The 18,098-nt window shown below is 68.7% G+C and carries 11 protein-coding genes; 3 read left to right on the top strand and 8 right to left on the bottom strand.

The annotated features are described in order from the left end of the window. Positions 1-16: 16 nt before the first annotated feature. From INR38_RS13820 to INR38_RS13790, 7 genes are all read right to left on the bottom strand, one after another. The gene (locus INR38_RS13820) at positions 17-625 is read right to left on the bottom strand and encodes a hypothetical protein (protein ID WP_013801522.1); all 609 of its coding nucleotides are present in this window, start codon (positions 623-625) and stop codon (positions 17-19) included. 307 nt (positions 626-932) lie between these two features. After that, positions 933-1,910, bottom strand: coding sequence for a DUF808 domain-containing protein (locus INR38_RS13815; RefSeq protein WP_012206642.1), 978 nt, complete (start codon positions 1,908-1,910; stop codon positions 933-935). Positions 1,911-2,038: 128 nt separating this feature from the next. Continuing rightward, positions 2,039-3,271, bottom strand: a complete 1,233-nt coding sequence (locus INR38_RS13810; RefSeq protein WP_207442248.1) for a VWA domain-containing protein — start codon at positions 3,269-3,271, stop codon at positions 2,039-2,041. Beyond that, complete coding sequence (locus INR38_RS13805) at positions 3,268-5,847, bottom strand: DUF5682 family protein (RefSeq protein ID WP_207442250.1); 2,580 nt, start codon at positions 5,845-5,847, stop codon at positions 3,268-3,270. The genes INR38_RS13810 and INR38_RS13805 overlap by 4 nt, the downstream gene beginning before the upstream one ends. Before the next feature lie 51 nt (positions 5,848-5,898). Continuing rightward, a complete protein-coding gene (locus INR38_RS13800; protein ID WP_012206645.1) occupies positions 5,899-6,981 on the bottom strand; it encodes an AAA family ATPase in 1,083 nt (360 codons plus the stop codon). A gap of 70 nt (positions 6,982-7,051) precedes the next feature. Then, positions 7,052-8,818 carry a DUF5691 domain-containing protein gene (locus tag INR38_RS13795; protein ID WP_207442251.1) on the bottom strand — a complete coding sequence of 589 codons (1,767 nt, stop codon included), beginning with the start codon at positions 8,816-8,818 and terminating at the stop codon, positions 7,052-7,054. Beyond that, positions 8,815-10,260 carry an SWIM zinc finger family protein gene (locus INR38_RS13790; RefSeq protein ID WP_207442260.1) on the bottom strand — a complete coding sequence of 482 codons (1,446 nt, stop codon included), beginning with the start codon at positions 10,258-10,260 and terminating at the stop codon, positions 8,815-8,817. The genes INR38_RS13795 and INR38_RS13790 overlap by 4 nt, the downstream gene beginning before the upstream one ends. A 479-nt stretch (positions 10,261-10,739) precedes the next feature. Between INR38_RS13790 and INR38_RS13785 the strand changes: the two genes are divergently transcribed. Beyond that, a complete protein-coding gene (locus tag INR38_RS13785; protein ID WP_013801517.1) occupies positions 10,740-12,059 on the top strand; it encodes a putative DNA modification/repair radical SAM protein in 1,320 nt (439 codons plus the stop codon). A 15-nt stretch (positions 12,060-12,074) separates the two neighbouring features. Further along, positions 12,075-12,914 (top strand): TIGR03915 family putative DNA repair protein, encoded by an 840-nt coding sequence (locus INR38_RS13780; RefSeq protein WP_207442261.1) that lies wholly within the window; start codon positions 12,075-12,077, stop codon positions 12,912-12,914. Positions 12,915-12,991: 77 nt separating this feature from the next. On the opposite strand, the gene purL is transcribed toward INR38_RS13780, so the two are convergent. Continuing rightward, entirely contained in the window at positions 12,992-17,026 is a 4,035-nt protein-coding gene (gene purL / locus INR38_RS13775; RefSeq protein WP_207442262.1) for a phosphoribosylformylglycinamidine synthase, read from the bottom strand. A 177-nt stretch (positions 17,027-17,203) separates the two neighbouring features. Here purL and map point away from each other — a divergent pair, with 177 nt between their 5' ends. Then, on the top strand, positions 17,204-18,019 hold the full coding sequence (gene map, locus INR38_RS13770; protein WP_034396030.1) for a type I methionyl aminopeptidase: 816 nt from the start codon (positions 17,204-17,206) through the stop codon (positions 18,017-18,019). Positions 18,020-18,098: the final 79 nt, after the last annotated feature.

Here is an 18,098-nt window from a genome sequence, read left to right as displayed (position 1 = left end):
TTGGGAAGCCCCGATATTAGGGCGCAGCCCCTGTGGTGCTGACGGCAGGCAGGGATTCCACTGCGCAGGCAGCCGGGGCAGGCCGGCTCCTGGCCCGGCCGCGCTTGCGGGCCAGGTGATTCATTTGCCATTCCAGCGATTCGGTGTCGAAGTCGAAGGCGTCAAGCAAGGCAATGGCCTTTCTGGCCTCCCTGAAGTCGATATCCGTGATGGGCGGGCCATGCATCAGCGACAGGTCATGCTTGAGCAGCCACTCCTGCAGATCGGCCAGGGCGATGATGGAGACGCCCTGGTTGATGAGCTGTGACGCGCTGACCTGCGCAAGCACGGCCGGCGTCAGTTGCCTGGACGAGCGCAGGCCCAGCACCTGCTTGAGCTTGGCCACCAGCGGCGTGCGCAGCTCGAACTGGGGCAGGCTCTCGAAGTGGGCCAGGGATTCGAGGTACAGCTGCGGCTCCGCGTGGATGGCGGCCAGGTCGTTGGGCAGATGCAGCAGCTCGCAGATGCGGTTGAGCGCCGTGCGCGCGCGCTCGGTGCTGAGTTTCTCGGCCCTGCCCGCTTGCGCGAGCGTGCAGCCGGCGATGACGGACCGCAGCACGCTGGCCTTGGTGAGGTTGGAAATCATGGAGTCCCCCTGATGAACACCCAGGGACCGGTGCGGATGCGAATTCAGCCGCCCGGTCCCGACAACGGCTCCGCTGCGGCAATAGGCCGCTCCCGGAGCCTCGGCGGCCGGCAGGCGCAAACGCATTGCGCCGCCGCCAAGGGACAGGAGGACGCCTGGCCTTGCGGAGTTCCAGGGGGAATGCATGTGCTTGCGCCCACAGTCAAATGCGATGCGCCGAAGCGAAAATTCCATGCAAACGGGGGCCGTCCGGCCCCCGTGGCGTGCCTTGCCGGCTGCAGGGCCGGCCGGCGATGTTTGCCGCGACTCAGCGGCGGCGCAGGCGCTTGATGCCTTCGACAGCCGCCAGCACGATGGCACCGGCCACGATGCCGGCCACCGCGTTGAGCACATTCACCGCCAGCACGCGCCACAGGCCGCCCAGCGCGCCCTGGGCCACGGCCTCGCCCAGGCCTTCCACGGCGTGGTGCAGCGCAGGCACGCCGTGCACGAGGATGCCACCGCCCACCAGGAACATGGCGGCCGTGCCCGCAACGGACAGCCCCTTCATCAGCCAGGGCGCGGCGGCGACGATGCCCCGGCCCAGCGCGCGGGCCGCGGCGCTGGCACGCTGGCCCAGCCACAGTCCCAGGTCATCGAGCTTGACGATGCCGGCCACCAGGCCATAGACGCCCACGGTCATGATGAGGGCAATGCCCGCCAGCACGGCCACCTGCTGCCCGAACGGCGCCGAGGCCACGGTGCCCAGCGTGATGGCGATGATCTCGGCCGAGAGGATGAAGTCGGTGCGCACAGCGCCCTTGATCTTGTCCTTTTCCATGGCGACGAGATCGACGCCCGCATCGGCATTGGCCTGGGTCAGGCGCTCGCGCTCCACGGCATCTTCCTCGGGCGAATGCAGGAATTTGTGGGCCAGCTTCTCGCAACCCTCAAAGCACAGAAAGGCGCCGCCGACCATGAGCAGCGGCGTGACAGCCCAGGGAATGAAGGCGCTGATCAGCAGCGCCGCAGGCACCAGGATGGCCTTGTTGATCAGCGAGCCCTTGGCCACGGCCCAGACCACGGGAATCTCGCGCTCGGCGCGCACGCCCGTGACCTGCTGGGCGTTCAGGGCCAGGTCATCACCCAGCACGCCGGCCGTCTTCTGCGCAGCCACCTTGGTCATGACGGACACATCGTCGGCCATGGCCACGCTCTTGCGTGCCGCCACCTTGGTCATGAGGGCCACGTCGTCCAGGATCGCTGCAATATCGTCCAGCAGCATCAGCAAACCAGCACCAGCCATCGCATTACTCCAGTGAATTGTTCGGGGAACTTCTTTTTGCCTGGGCGCCATCATGGGGCCTGGGCATGTCCTGCCCATGTAGGAGATGCCCGGCGGCCAGCCCGGTCACGGGGCCGACCGGCCGTGCGTCACTTGCTGGTCTTGAAGCCCTGCCCTGCCGCCCAGGCCGCCACGTCGTCGCGGCGGATGGCGGCGGCCATGAGCTGCGGGAAGGCGTCCGGCGTGCAGGCGAACGAGGGCACGCCCAGCGCGGCCAGCTTGGCGGCCAGTTGCGCGTCGTAGGCGGGGGCGCCTTCGTCGCTGAGTGCCAGCAGGGTGATGAACTGCACGCCCGACTCCACCAGTTCGGAGGCGCGGCGCAGCAGGCCGCTTTCCACACCGCCTTCATAGAGGTCGGAGATGAGCACGACGATGGCGTTGCGCGGCTCGCTGATCAGGCCCTGGCAGTAGCCCACGGCACGGTTGATGTCGGTGCCGCCGCCCAACTGCACGCCAAAGAGCACGTCCACCGGGTCGGAGAGCTTGTCGGTCAGGTCCACCACCGCCGTGTCGAAGACCACCAGCTTGGTAGCGACGGCCGGCAGGCTGGCCATGACGGCACCGAAGATGCTGGAGTAGACGACGGAGTTGGCCATGGAGCCGCTCTGGTCTATGCACAGGATGACTTCGCGCTGCGGGCGGCGCACCTTGCGGCCGTAGCCGACCAGGGTCTCGGGCACGATGGTGCGGTAGTCGGGCTGCCAGTGGCGCAGGTTGGCGCGGATGGTGCGGTTCCAGTCGATCTCGGAATGGCGCGGGCGGCGGTTGCGCTGGCTGCGGTCCAGCGCGCCCGAGACGGCGCTGCGCATGGGCTCTTCCAGGCGGCGCATGAGGTCGTCCACCACCTGGCGCACGACGATGCGCGCGGTCTCCTTGGTGTTCTGCGGGATGACGGAGCCCAGGGAGATGAGGTCGGCCACCATGTGCACGTCGGGCTGCACATGCTCCAGCATTTCGGGCTGGAGCATGAGTTCGCGCAGGTTCAGGCGTTCCATGGCGTCGCGCTGCATGACCTGCACGACCTGGCTGGGAAAGTACTTGCGGATGTCGCCCAGCCAGCGCGCCACGCTGGGCGAGGAGTTGCCCCGCCCGCCGCGGCGCGAAAGGCCGCCGTCCTTGTTGTCCTCTTCGTAGAGCGCGGCCAGGGCCTTGTCCATCTCGTCGATGGAGCTGCCCTTGGGGCCCAGCCCGCCGCAGCTGGCCTCGGACGGCTGGCCCAGCACCAGGCGCCAGCGTTGCAGGCGGGTGGTGGGCTGGGGGGCGGTCTCCTGCGGGTCGGCGCCGGCAAGGGATGCATCGTTCACGGTGGCAGCGGTGTTCATGGCTGGGCCTCCTGCGGGCTGGACAGCAGTTGCACGGGCAGGTTCAGGCCCAGCAGTTGATCGAGTACGGGAAGGGCAAGCACGGCGCGCGCCTCGTTCCAGGCGCCGTCGTCACCGCCGCCTGCCGCGCCTGCGGCACCTGCGCATGCAGCCGCCACGACGGCCGCACTGCCCTGCCCTCGCCGGGCCTTTTCGCCCAGGCTCTGGCGGTCATGGTTGGAGAAGGCCGAGAAGCTGCGGCGCACCAGGGGCAGGATCTGGGTGAACTGGGTCTCGCCCAGCTGCGCCAGCCAGGCATCGACGGCGCCCCAGATGGCGTCGTCGTGCAGCAGCACCAGGGCCTGGCGATTGAGAAAGCCGTCCAGCCAGGCGGCAGCGTCCAGCGGCGGCACGCCCAGCGAGAGATTGCGACCCAGTTGCGTGGCCACGGCCTCGCTGTCCAGGCGGTGGGCATCGAGCAGCAGGCGGCAGGCCGCGCCGCGCAGCAAGGCGGCGCCCGCGTCGCCCATGGCAATGCTGCGCAGGGCGCCGAACCAGGCTTCGCGCGGCTCCTCGGCATCGCGCAGGCGCAGGGCCTCGTGGGCCTGCAGCACCGTGGCCTGCATGTGTCTTGCAGCGTCTTCATCCAGCGCCATGCAGGCCAGGGGCAGGCCGATGGCGGCGCGCAGCGCCATGCTGTCGATCACCGTGGCCAGGGCCTGGGTGTCGGTCTGGCGCACGCTGCCGTAGCGCAGCACATTGGCCAGCGGCGGCAGCGCCTGCATGAGCTGGGAAACATCGCCGGTGCTGGCCGAGCGGTCGGCCAGGTCGTGCATGAGGGCATCGACCAGGTGCGGCAGGTCGGCCAGCAGGGCGTCGTCGATGGTCTTGGCCAGCTCGGGCAGCGGGGTCTCGGACGTCAGCGCCTGGCGCACCTTGGCGGCGGCGGCCTGCACCAGGGTGCCGCCGTAGCGGCTGGCCTCGATGATGCGCACGGCCAGCTCGGGCTCCCACTGCAGCTGCCAGCTTTCGCGGAAGGTGCCCCGGTTGCGCTGCTGGTCGGTGGTGACGCTGCCCCACTCTATGCCCAGCAGGCGCAGGCGGTGCAGGAAGTGGCTGCGTTCGCGGTCCGTGTCCTTGCGCAGGTCCAGGGCCAGGACCTTGGCGGCCGCCTCGGGCTTGAGGCGCAGGCTTTTTTGCTGCTGCTCGATGTCGCGCTGCAGCGGCACCTGGGGCACGTCGGCGGGCACGCCGCCGATGCGGTCGCCCACGCTGAGTTCGCGCTCGATCAGGCGCAGCGGCGTGCGCTCGCCCATGCTGATGACGGTGACGATGGCCTCGTCCAGCTCGGGCAGGCCGGGGCTGGCATGGCCGCGCAGGGCCGCCAGGCTTTCGGCCAGGCGCGTGGCCTCGATGATGTGGGCGCTGGAGCAGTCCAGGTCCTTGGAGCGCAGCAGATGGGCCACGCGCGCCAGCCAGCCGACGGTGCGCTGGGTGCTGGCGCGTGCCGGGTCGGCAGCAGGTGCGGGCTGGAGCAAGGACTCGGGCACAGGCTCGGAGCAGCGCCACAGATGTTCATACCAGCCCGGCGAATCCACGCCCGCGCCATAGCCGCTGGACGAGCACAGGTTGCGGTAGGTCCAGGGCGCCCAGGTGGCCTGGACCTTGGCCTTGGGCAGGCCCTTGAGCGTGGCGGTATCGGCCTTGGCGGTGACCTGGGCCTGCAGGGCAGGCACATGCCATGCGCCGCAGACCACGGCAATGCGCTGGTGGCCGGCCTTGACGGCCTCGCGCATGCACTGGCGCATCCAGGCTTCGCGCAATGCCTCGCGCTGGGCGTGGCGTTCTCCGCGCACTTCGTTGGGCAGCTCGGCGCGCACCACGGTCATGGCTTCGGCAATGCCCTCGAACAGGGTGGCGCCGTCGCCGCGTTCCTCGACCATGCGGTTCCACCAGCTTTCGCCGTCGGGGTAGCCAGCGGCCTCGGCCAGCAGGTCCAGCGGATCGTGCCAGTCCTGCGGGGACGGTGCCGAGGGATCGACGGCCAGGTCGGCAGCCGGCACGGACTGCGTGGTGTCGTCGCGGTCCAGGGCCTCCGCGGCATTGCTCTGGAGCTGGCTGCCGTCTGCCGCAGCGGCGCCGGAATCGGAGCCGGTGTCGGCATCTGCATCTGCATCCTGGCCTCCATCGGCCGCATCCGCGCCTGCATCAGCTGCATCTGCTGCCGCCGCCTCGGCCCGGCGCCGCTCCTGTTCGGCCATGTCCAGCGCCATGCGGTGGGTCTGGGGCAGGTCGATGAAACGCGTGGCCACGCCCTGGCGCGCCGCCCATTGCAGGGCCTGCCATTCGGGCGAGAACTCGGCATAGGGATAGAAGGCGGCATGGGCCGGACTGTCCTGCACATAGACCAGCATGGCCACGGGCGGCTGCAGGTCGGCATGCTGCAGCATGGGCAGCAGGGACTCGCCCTCGGGCGGTCCCTCCACCAGCAGGCAGTCGGGCTGCAGCTGCTCCAGGGCCTGCAGCAGGCTGCGCGCGCAGCCCGGGCCATGGTGGCGGATGCCGAAGAAATGAAGCGGATTGGCAGAGGTGGCCATACAGGGGATGCGCAGAGGGTGCGGTCGGTCAGCGGTGCGGGACTGGGGGCTTCAGAGCTGCTCGCGGCAGGCGCGGTACAGGTCCTTCCAGTCGCTGCGTTCCTTGACCACGGTCTCCAGGTATTCCTTCCAGACCACGCTGTCCTGCACCGGGTCCTTGATCACGGCGCCCAGCAGGCCCGAGGCCACATCGCCCGCGCGCAGCACGCCGTCGCCGAAATGCCCGGCCAGCGCCATGCCGCTGTTGATGACCGAGATGGCCTCGGCCGTGGACAGCGTGCTGCTGGGCGACTTGACGCGCACGGTCTTGCCGTCTTCGGTCTGGCCGTTGCGCAGCTCGCGGAAGATCTGCACCACGCGACGCACTTCCTGCAGGGCCGGCGGCTCGGCGGGCAAGGCCAGGGCGCGGCCCTGCTCGGCCACGCGCTTGGTGACGATCTGCACCTCTTCGTCCTGCGAGGCCGGCACGGGCAGGATGACGGTGTTGAAGCGGCGCTTGAGTGCGCTGGACAACTCGTTCACGCCCTTGTCGCGGTTGTTGGCCGTGGCGATGACCGAGAAGCCCTGCACGGCCTGCACTTCGCTGCCCAGCTCGGGCACGGGCAGGGTCTTTTCGGACAGCACGGTGATCAGCGTGTCCTGCACATCGGCCGGGATGCGGGTCAGCTCTTCGATGCGGGCGATCTTGCCCAGCTTCATGGCGTTGACCAGGGGGCTGGGGATCAGCGCCTTCTCGGACGGGCCGTGGGCCAGCAGCTGGGCGTAGTTCCAGCCGTAGCGCAGCTGCTCCTCGCTGGTGCCGGCCGTGCCCTGCACCAGCATGGTGGAGTCGCCGCTGACGGCGGCCGACAGGTGCTCGGACACCCAGGACTTGGCCGTGCCCGGCACGCCGTACAGCAGCAGGGCGCGGTCGGTGGCCAGGGTGGAGACGGCGATTTCCATCAGGCGCGGATTGCCGATGTACTTGGGGCTGACCTCGAAGCCGTTGCCGAGCTTGCCGCCCATCAGGTACTGGAGCACGGCCCAGGGCGAGAGCTTCCAGTTGGGCGGACGCGGACGGTCGTCCACCTTGCGCAGGGCTTCGAGTTCTTCGGCGAATTGCTGTTCGGCATGCTGGCGCAGGACTTGGCTCATGGTGTGCTTCCGGGAAGGGGTAAGGGTTGGATTCGGTTCGGTTCGGGGTATGCGGCAGGACGGGCGCGGCTCAGGCCGGGCCGCGCAGGGCGACAAAGGCCTGGTGCAGGCCCAGGCGCAGATCGACGATGCGCTCCAGATGGCCGCGCATGCGCTCCTCGTCCCAGGGCCGCACGCGGCTGCGTTCAAGGCGCGCCTGCTGCTGGGGCGTGAGGGGAATGCTTGCCGGTGCGGCAACTGCAGCGGCTGTGGCAGCGGTGGCCGTGACTGTTGCCGCAGCAGCAGGTTCGGTTTGCGGCTCGGGCTCAGGCTCGGGCTGCGCATCCAGCACCGAGGGCTTGCGCCACAGTTCGGCAAAGCGCTCCAGCGCGGTCACGTCCAGCATGCGCGCACAGGACAGCAGGGCTTGGTCGGCGCGGTAGCTGTGCCAGTTGCCCGTAATCTGCTTGCCGCCCACGGCCACGTGCAGTGCCTCTGTCAGCCGCGCAGACAGCGCGGGCGAGAGCAGTTCGGCACCGCCCAGCGACTGGGACATGCCTTCGATGGCATCGATGAGCTTGTGCCTGTCGCGCTCGAACTGGGCAATCCAGCGGGACTCGCGTTCCTCGCGGGACAGCCGGGCCATGAGGGCGGGCAGGAGGGCGTCGTGGCGCATGTCGCGGCCCATGGTCTGGGCGGCATCGATCCATTCCACGTCCAACTGGTACTGCAGGGCCTGCACCCAGCCCTGGCGCAGCGAGGACTTCCAGTCGCTGCGCCGGCTCCACTCCATCACTTCCAGGGGCGTCAGGCCCAGGGCGCGGGTCCAGAAGGACACGGGCGTGAGCTGCACCATCTGCTCCAGCAGCCAGGCCTTCTTGCCGCCACGGTGGTAGGCGTCGGGCTTGAGCGTGATGCCGTCGCGCTCCCATTCCTTGAGGCCTTCTTCGGGGGGCTCCACGATCCACTGGCCCTTGTCGTCCTGCTGCAGCATGGACTGCATCCAGCCCATGACGCGCTGGCTGTGCGCGCTGTCCGGCAGGCACGAGAGCATTTGCGCGGCGTTCTCGCGGATCTCCTTGCTGCGGTCGGACAGCAGTTTTTCGAGCAGCGGCTCATCGTCCATGCCCAGCCCCACGGCCAGGGCCTGGACCAGGGGCAGGCGCTCCTTGGCGCCCAGCTCCTTCAGGCTGCCTTCCAGCCGCGTGCGGGCCTTGGCGGCATCGGTTGCGCGCTCGCTGCGCAGCAGGGCCACGCGCTGCTCCACCGAGCCCTCCTGCCAGACCAGTTCGGGGTCGGCGGTTTCCTCCACGCCGCTGGCATAGCCCCATTGCGGGTTGAGCGCGCCCAGCCAGCGCCCGCGCTCGCCCAGCACGGGGGCCAGCCACTGGCGCAGTTCCACGGACTGGCGGCCCTGCTCCAGCGCAGACACCAGCAGGTCATGGGGCAGGCGCTGGCCGGCCTGGTCCAGGGTACGCAGCATGGAGGCCTGCAGCTCGAACGGGCCGTCCTTGAGCACGTCGCCCATCAGGGTGTGCAGGCGCGCATCGGCAGGCGCGGTGCGCGACTCCGCAGGCGCTGCGGCCGGCACGGCCAGCGGTGCCGTCAGACGCACCAGCGCGCCAGGCTGCCAGCCGGCCCGCTCGAACACGGCCGCCACGGCGCTGGCGCGCAGCAGTTGCTGGGCGGGCGAGTCACCGGCCACGTCAGTGCGGGGCTGCAGCGCGGCCTGCACGGCCTGCTGCGACCCGCTTGCGGACGGGTCCACGCCCGAAGCCAGCGCAGGCGGCACGGCCAGCCGGTCCGAGCCGACCATGGCCGATTGCTGCAGCGCAGCCCAAAGTTGTGCGTTGCTCATACCGGATCACCCTGGTTCTGCCAGATACATTGCTGGGCGGTTTCGCCCTCGCGGGCCTGCCAGGCACTCAGCAGCCGCCAGCGGCCCACGGCCGGGCCGGGTTCCCATTCGCCAAACAGCTGCATGGGCGCACCGCCGCTGAGCGCCAGCAGGCGCCAGGCCTCGGCATCGTCAATCGCCACGGGAACGGGCTGCACTGGCGCTGCCGTGCCAGGGGCGACCGGCGATGCATCCAGCGCCTGGGGCCAGGCCGCAAACCACTGGCCCTGGGCGGGCACCAGCCGCAGCCGGTCCTGGCACAGCGGCTGCGTGGCCTGCAGCGGGTTGGCGGCAATGCGCTGGCCCAGCAGTTGCAGGACGTCGCCCACGGCCGAGTTGGCCAGCGGGCTGGCGCCATCGGCAGGCAGCGCAGGCCCGTTGCCATTGGCCGCAATGGCGCGCAGCGGCGCATGGCCCGGGTAGAAATTCAGCGCGCAGCCGTAGCGATGGCCCGGCACCCAGGCCGATTCAAAGCCGCGCCCGCCCTGCGCATAGTCCAGCACCAGGGCCATGCGCCCCGTGCGCTGGCCCTGCAGCCAGACGCGCCGCTCCATGAGCCGGCCTTCGCGCTCGATCATGCGCAGGCCGGCCACCAGCCATTCGTCCTCGACCAGCTGGCCCCTGGCCTGCACCTCGGCCTTGTCCATGGGCCAGCCCAGCGCGGCCATCACGTCGGCCTTGACCTCGGGGCTGAGCGATTCGCGGCGGCGCACGGCGTCGATGATCAACTGCCAGTGGCCCAGCTGCACCAGCATGTCGCGCGGCCAGTCTCGGTGGCTGTCCACCAGATCCCGGCAATCCTTGATGCGCGCCGCCATGCCGGTGGCCTGCGCATCGACCATGCGCGCGGCCATGTTGTTCCAGCGCTGGCGCATCTGCGTGTCGCTGGCCTGGTTGGCCAGGCCCGCACGCACCATGTCCTGCATCCACAGCGACAACTCCTGTAGCCCGGCTTCGACCTTGTCCCAGCGCTTGTCCTCGCGCCTGGCCTGCTGTTTGGCCGCGACCTCGGGATCGGGTGGCGGCTCGGCCGCTGCGGCGGCAGCCTTGGCCTCTTTCTTCTCGGCCTTTTCCTGGCGGCTGTCCAGCCAGGTCTGCACCCAGGCGGGCGGATCAACGCCTTCGGGGACTTGCCCGCCGGCACGCATCAGCATCAGCGCAAGCCCGTGCTTGCAGGGGAATTTGCGGCTGGGGCAAGAGCATTTGAAGGAAGGCCCCGACAGGTCCACCTGGGTCTGGTAGGGCTTGCTGCCGCTGCCCTGGCATTCACCCCAGACCGCCACGTCATTGGCGCCCATGGCGGGCCATTTGGCGGGCGATTGCAGGCCCTTGGCGGCCTTGCTGGATGAGGCGTCCGGCGACAGCGCCAGCACTTCGCTCTCTGTTCCTAATACACGCGACACCGAAGCTCCCTCTCCAAGTGTTTGTCATCGCCGAGCGCATTGAATGAAACGGCACCGCCCGGCAAACCCGAAAGCCTATCAGCAATAGTTATCGGCAATTTGAAACAATTCACAACAACACCCAACCTCTCTCCCATGAATGGGAACCCCCCATGGCGTGCAGCCAGCTGCGCTATATCAGCGCGTGCATTGATGGCACCAAGCCATGCCAGTCTTCAGGCATTGCGAAAGACGCAGAAAACACGCATTCACCATTTCCTGCGATGCACATCGCCACCCATTGAAAGCAAGCACTCATTCCGCACCTGAAAACGGTTTCATTCCATTGCACTGGCAACCATTGCAATCCGCTGGCCATTGCGATAGAGCGACAGTGCGTTCGACCCGCAGCCAGGCAAGGCCGGACCAGACCCTGGCTGGGGGATGGGCTCTCAGAAAACCGGACGTGTCAGGCAAATATACTGTATATTTATACAGCCATGGAGCTGCAACGCAAACTTTTCATCCTCGCCGACGCCGCCAAGTACGACGCCAGCTGCGCCTCCAGCGGATCGCAGGGGCGCGACTCGCTGGACGGCAAGGGCATGGGCTCGGTCACCGGCATGGGCATCTGCCACAGCTATGCGCCCGACGGGCGCTGCATCTCGCTGCTCAAGATCCTGCTGACCAATGTCTGCATCTTCGACTGCCGCTACTGCATCAACCGCAAAAGCTCCAACGTGCAGCGCGCCCGCTTCACGGTGGCCGAGGTGGTGCAGCTGACGCTGGACTTCTACCGGCGCAACTGCATCGAGGGGCTGTTCCTGTCCAGCGGCATCATCCGTTCCAGCGACTACACCATGGAGCAACTGGTGGAAGTGGCGCGCCGCCTGCGCGAGGAGCATGACTTTCGCGGCTACATCCATCTGAAGACCATCCCGGATGCCGCGCCCGAATTGCTGGCCCAGGCAGGCCGCCATGCCGACCGCCTGAGCATCAATGTGGAACTGCCCACGGCCAGCGGCCTGGCGCAGTTCGCGCCTGAAAAGGATGGGCAGCGCATACGCCAGGCCATGCAGGGCGTGGACCGGCATGTGCAGGCCTGGCGCGCGGCCACGCGCGAGCAGCGCCAGGCGCAGTCCCTGCCCGGCGCGCCCGCGCAGCGCGCCGCCGTGCCCCGCTTTGCGCCGGGCGGGCAGAGCACGCAGATGATCGTGGGCGCCGACCGCGCAACCGATGCCGACATCCTCGAATCCAGCCACACGCTGTATGCGGGCTACGGCCTGCGCCGCGTGTACTACTCGGCCTTCAGCCCCATTCCCGATGCCTCGCGCGATCTGCCGCCGCAGGCGCCGCCCCTCATGCGCGAGCACCGGCTCTACCAGGCCGACTGGCTGATGCGCTTTTACGGCTACGGGGCGGGCGAGATCGCGGCGGCCAGCCGCCACGGCATGCTGGACCTGGAGATCGACCCCAAGCTGGCCTGGGCACTGGCCAACCGACAGCAGTTCCCCGTGGACCTCAACCGTGCGCCGCGCAGCCTGCTGCTGCGCGTGCCGGGCCTGGGCACGCAGACGGTGGACCGCCTGCTGGCGGCGCGCCGCGTGCGCAGGCTGCGGCTGGACGATCTGCTGCGGCTGCGCGCCCCCGTGCAAAAGGCCCTGCCCTTCGTGCTGATCGACGGCCACCGGCCCCTGCTGGGCGAGACCGACTCGGCCGCGCTGCGCACCCGGCTGATCGCGCAGTCGCAGGCCAGCCAGGCCCAGGCCCGGCACAGCGGCATGCGCGTGCAAAACGCGCTGCAGGCCAGCCTGTTCTAGCGCCTGGAGCTCGCCATGCAAGCACAGGCTCTCACCATCGAACTCGACAGCCCCGACGACTGGCCCGGCTTTCGCGCAGCCTGCCGGGCGCTGCTGGCCCATGGCGCCGACCCCGCCCTGGTGCGCTGGCGGTGGCCCGACACGCGGGGTGCGCAGCAACTCGGCGCGGGGGTGGACCTGTTTTCCAGCGCGCCGCAGCAGGCCATGCCCGCCTCGGCACTCGCCGGGCTGACCGGCCCCGGCGAGGCAGGGCTGTCCCTGTCGGACACCCAGATGTCCGCGCTGCGCCATGCCTGCATGCACCGCGCGGCAGGCCGCTTCGAGCTATGCCACCGCTGGCTGGCGCGCATGCAGGCCCGGCCCGAACTGCGGCTGGATGCGCTGGATGCGGACTGGCGCGCCATCGAGGCCCTGGCCCGCCCCGTCTCGCGCGAGATCCACAAGATGCACGCCTTTGTGCGCTTTCGGACCACGCAGCGACCGGACCAGCCCGATCTGCACATTGCCTGGTTCGAGCCCGAGCACCACATCGTGCGCGCGGCGGCGCCCTTCTTCTGCAAGCGCTTTGCCAACATGCACTGGGCCATCCTCACGCCGCAATGCAGCGCTCACTGGGACGGCCATGCGCTGCGCCTGGCGCCCGGCGCGCGCCGCAGCGATGCCCCGCCAGCCGACGCGGGCGAGGCCCTGTGGCTGACCTACTACGCCAGCACCTTCAACCCGGCGCGCCTGAAGGAGCAGGCCATGCTGCGCGAGATGCCGCGCCGCTACTGGCACAACCTGCCCGAGACGGTGCTGATCTCCACCCTGGTCCAGCAGGCCCGCGCGCGCACGGCGCAGATGCTGGCGCCGTAACGGCAGCCACCAAAAAGAAACAGAAAAAGAAAAGGCCCCGAAGGGCCTTTGTCTGCTTTGCAGCGTCGCTCAGTGCATCAACCCAGCCACTTGCGGGCGTTGCGCCACACGCGCATCCAGGGGCTGAATTCCGACTTGTCGCCGTTGGTCCAGCTCATCTGCACGTTGCGGAACACGCGCTCGGGGTGGGGCATCATGGCCGTGAAGCGGCCGTCGGCCGTGGTCACTGCCGTCAGGCCGCCGGCCGATCCGTTGGGATTGAACGGGTACTGCTCGGTGGCCTTGCCGTGGTTGTCCACATAGCGCATGGAGGCGATGGCCTTGTCCGCATTGCCGCGGAAGCGGAAGTTGGCAAAGCCTTCGCCGTGGGCCACGGCGATGGGCAGGCGGCTGCCGGCCATGCCCTGCAGGAACAGGCTGGGCGACTCCAGCACTTCCACCATGGACAGGCGCGCCTCGAAGCGGTTGCTCTGGTTCTGCGTGAAACGCGGCCAGTCCTGGGCACCGGGAATGATGTCGGCCAGCTCGGCAAACATCTGGCAGCCGTTGCACACGCCCAGGCCGAAGGTATCGCTGCGGCCGAAGAACTGCTGGAACTGCGCGGACAGGCTGTCGTTGAAGGTGATGGAGCGCGCCCAGCCGATGCCGGCGCCCAGCGTGTCGCCGTAGCTGAAGCCGCCACAGGCCACCACGCCAGCGAAGTCCTGCAGCTGCGCGCGGCCGCTTTGCAGGTCGGTCATGTGCACGTCCACCGCGTCGAAGCCGGCTTCGGTGAAGGCGTAGGCCATTTCCACATGGGAGTTCACGCCCTGCTCGCGCAGCACGGCCACGCGGGGGCGCGCGCCCAGGTTCAGGAAGGGTGCGGCCGGGTTCTCGGCCGGGTCGAACGTCAGGTGCAGGTGCATGCCCGGGTCGGCAGGCTCGCCGGCTGCGGCGTGCTCGCTGTCGGCGCAGGCCGGGTTGTCGCGCTGCTGGGCAATCTTCCAGCTGACGGCATCCCAGACCTGGTGCAGGTCGCTGAGCGAGGCGCCGAAGACGGACTTGGCATCGCGCCAGACCTGCAGCTCGCCCTTGCCCGCATCGACCTTGGACGAGACGGGGCGCGTCTTGCCGATGATGTGGCTGCAGGTGGACAGGCCATGCTCACGCAGGGTCTGCAGCACGGCGGCGCGGTCGGCCGTGCGGATCTGCAGCACGGCGCCCAGCTCTTCGTTGAACAGTGCGCGCAGCGTCATGTCGTCGCGGCGGCCGCTGATCTGGGAGGCCCAGTTCTTGCCTTCGCCCGAGTCCATGCGGCTGTCGCTGATGCCGTCGCCTTCGGTGACCAGCATGTCCACGTTGATGGCCACGCCCACATGGCCGGCAAAGGCCATCTCGGCCACGGTGGCCAGCAGGCCGCCGTCGCCCTTGTCGTGGTAGGCCAGGATCTGGCCCTTGGCGCGCAGGTCGTTGACGGCATCGACCAGGGCAATCAGGTCCTTGGCGTCATCGAGGTCAGGCGTTTCATTGCCGGACTGGCCCAGCACCTGGCCCAGGATGGAGCCGCCCATGCGCATCTTGCCGCGGCCCAGGTCCACCAGGACCAGGGTGCTGTCGTCTTCCGTGGCGTCCAGCTGGGGCGTGAGCGTGCCGCGCACATCGTCGATGGAGGCGAAGCCCGTGATGATCAGGCTGACGGGCGAGGTCACCTTCTTGACCTGGCCGCCCTCGTTCCACTGGGTGCGCATGGACAGGCTGTCCTTGCCCACGGGGATCGAGATGTCCAGCTGCGGGCACAGCTCCATGCCCACAGCCTTGACGGTGGCGTAGAGCGCCGCGTCTTCGCCGGGCTCGCCGCAGGCCGCCATCCAGTTGGCCGACATCTTGACCTTGGACAGCTCGATGGGCGCGGCCAGCATGTTGGTGATGGCCTCGGCCACGGCCATGCGTCCCGACGCCGGGGCGTTGATGGAGGCCAGCGGCGTGCGCTCGCCCATGGCCATGGCCTCACCCTTGAAGCCACGGTAGTCGGCCAGGGTCACGGCCACGTCGGCCACGGGCACCTGCCAGGGGCCGACCATCTGGTCTCGGTGCGTGAGACCGCCCACGGCGCGGTCGCCAATGGTGATCAGGAAGCGCTTGGAGGCCACGGTGGGGTGGGCCAGCACGTCGATCACGGCCTTTTCCAGGGGCACGCCGGTCAGGTCCATGGGCGGCAGCTCGCGCTGCACGGTGGCCACGTCGCGGTGCATCTTGGGCGGCTTGCCCAGCAGCACGTTCATGGGCATGTCCACGGGGAACTTCTGGTCGCCCGAGGCCACCGCAGTGTCCTCCAGCACCAGCTGGCGTTCTTCCGTGGCCGTGCCGATCACGGCAAACGGGCAGCGCTCGCGCTCGCAGAAGGCCGTGAACTCGGCCAGCGATTCGGGAGCGATGGCCATCACATAGCGTTCCTGGCTTTCGTTGGACCAGATTTCCTTGGGCGCCAGGCCGGATTCCTCCAGGTTGACGGCGCGCAGGTCAAAGCGCGCGCCACGGCCCGCATCGTTGGTCAGCTCGGGGAAGGCATTGGACAGGCCGCCGGCCCCCACGTCGTGGATGGCCAGGATGGGGTTCTTGTCGCCCTGGGCCCAGCAGTGGTTGATGACTTCCTGGGCGCGGCGCTCGATCTCGGGATTGCCGCGCTGCACGGAGTCGAAGTCCAGCTCGGCCGCGTTCGTGCCGCTGGCCATGGAGCTGGCAGCGCCCCCGCCCATGCCGATGCGCATGCCGGGGCCGCCCAGCTGGATCAGCAGGGTGCCGGCGGGGAATTCGATCTTCTGAGTCAGCTCGGAGTCGATCACGCCCAGGCCGCCCGCGATCATGATGGGCTTGTGGTAGCCGCGCATCACGGCATCGGCACCCACGCCGACCTGCTGCTCGTACTCGCGGAAATAGCCGGTCAGGTTGGGACGGCCGAATTCGTTGTTGAAGGCCGCGCCACCGAGCGGGCCCTCGATCATGATCTGCAGCGGGCTGGCGATGTGCTCGGGCTTGCCCACTTCGCTGCCCCACAGCTTGGAGACCGTGAAGCCCGACAGGCCGGCCTTGGGCTTGGAGCCGCGGCCCGTGGCGCCCTCGTCGCGGATCTCGCCGCCCGCGCCGGTCGATGCGCCGGGGAAGGGGGAGATGGCCGTGGGGTGGTTATGCGTCTCCACCTTCATCAGCACGTGGTTGACGGCCTGCTTCTTCTGGTAGCTGGGCGCCTTGATCTTGTCCAGGGCCGCCTCGAAGGTGGCGACGAAGCGCTCGACCTCATGGCCTTCCATGATGGAGGCGTTGTCCGAGTAGGCGACCACCGTGTGCTGGGGCGAGACCTGGTGCGTGTTGCGGATCATGCCGAACAGGCTCTTGTCCTGGGCCTCGCCATCGATGGTGAACTGGGCGTTGAAGATCTTGTGGCGGCAGTGCTCGCTGTTGGCCTGCGCGAACATCATCAGTTCCACGTCCGTGGGATTGCGCTTGAGGCCCTTGAAGGCATCGACCAGGTAGTCGATCTCGTCGTCGGCCAGGGCCAGGCCCCATTGGCGGTTGGCAGTCTCCAGCGCGGCGCGGCCGCCGCCCAGCACATCGACGAACTCCATGGGAGCGGCGTCCAGGGCGGAGAACAGTTGCTCGGCCTCGGCGCGCGTGGCGAAGACCGACTCGGTCATGCGGTCGTGCAGCAAGGCGGCGATCTGTGCAGTCTGCTCGGCCGAAAGCTCAGGCGCGCTGCCCAGCACATTGCTCAGCAGGCCGGTCTTGAAGGCGATGCGGTATTCGGTGATGCGCTCCACGCGGAACACGCCCAGGCCGCAGTTGCGGGCAATGTCCGTGGCCTTGGAGGCCCAGGGGGAGATCGTTCCCAGGCGCGGCGTGACCACCAGGGCGGCACCGTCGGCCGGGCCTTCATAGGGGTCTCCATAGGTCAAGAGCGCCTGGAGGCGCTCTTGCAATGCGGGCGTGGGTGCGGCGTCCGTGGCCACCAGATGCACGAAGCGCGCGGCAATGCCGGTGATTTTGGGATGGATGGAGACCAGTTCGGTCAGGAGCTGCTGGGCGCGGAACGAGCTGAGAGCGTTTCCACCCTCCAACTGTGTCAGATGCAAGGTCACGTGGCGGCCTGTTGGGTGAGGAGGCTTGTGAAAAGCGCCCTGCGGCCCCGCCCTCCGGGGGCTGGCTGCAAGGCGCTGAATCGGTGAGGCCGCTATTTTACCGGGCTGAGTCGTCCCGATGGCGACAGCCGCCCCTTACCCCTGCACGCCCGAAGGCGCAATGGGATAATTGCGGGCATGAGCATCACCATCAAGAGCGCTGAAGACATCGCAGCCATGCGCGTGGCCTGCCGCCTGGCTTCGGAAGTGCTGGACTACATCACCCCCCACATCAAGCCCGGCATCACCACGGCCGAGATCGACCGCCTGGGCGCCGAATGCATGGCGCAGCAGGGCACGGTCTCCGCCACCATCGGCTACCAGCCGCCCGGCTACCCTCCCTACCCCGGACACCTGTGCACCTCGGTCAACCATGTGGTCTGCCACGGCATTCCCAATGACAAGCCGCTCAAGAAGGGCGACATCGTCAATGTGGACGTCACGGTCATCACCAAGGACGGCTGGTACGGCGACAACAGCCGCATGTTCATGATCGGAGAGTGCTCCATCGCGGCCAAGCGCCTGTCGGCACTGACCTTCGACGCCATGTGGCTGGGCATCCAGCAGGTCAGGCCCGGCGCCACGCTGGGCGACATCGGCAACGCCATCCAGACCTTTGCCGAAGGCCACGGCCTGTCGGTGGTGCGCGAGTTCTGCGGCCACGGCATCGGCCAGAAGTTCCACGAAGAGCCCCAGATCCTGCACTACGGCCGCCCCGGAACGGGCACCGTGCTGGAAGAAGGCATGGTCTTCACCGTGGAGCCCATGCTCAACCTGGGCAAGCGCGAGATCAAGGAGCTGGGCAAGGACGGCTGGACCATCGTGACCAAGGACCACAGCCTCTCGGCCCAGTGGGAACACACCCTGGTGGTGACCAAGACCGGCTACGAAGTCATGACCCTGTCGGCCGGCTCGCCCGCGCTGCCCCCCTTCGTTACCACCACGAGCTGCTGAGGCTCGGCATGTTTCTTGCGTGATGCGCAGGCAAAATGGCATGGCGTCCGGGGCACCCGCTCCCGGCGCCTTCCCTGCC

This window comes from Delftia sp. SD018 (assembly GCF_017355445.1).
In the GTDB taxonomy this organism is placed as follows: Bacteria; Pseudomonadota; Gammaproteobacteria; order Burkholderiales; family Burkholderiaceae_C; genus Comamonas; species Comamonas acidovorans.
The sequence above is the reverse complement of the archived record's forward strand: the minus strand, read 5'-3'. Positions and strand labels throughout refer to the sequence as shown.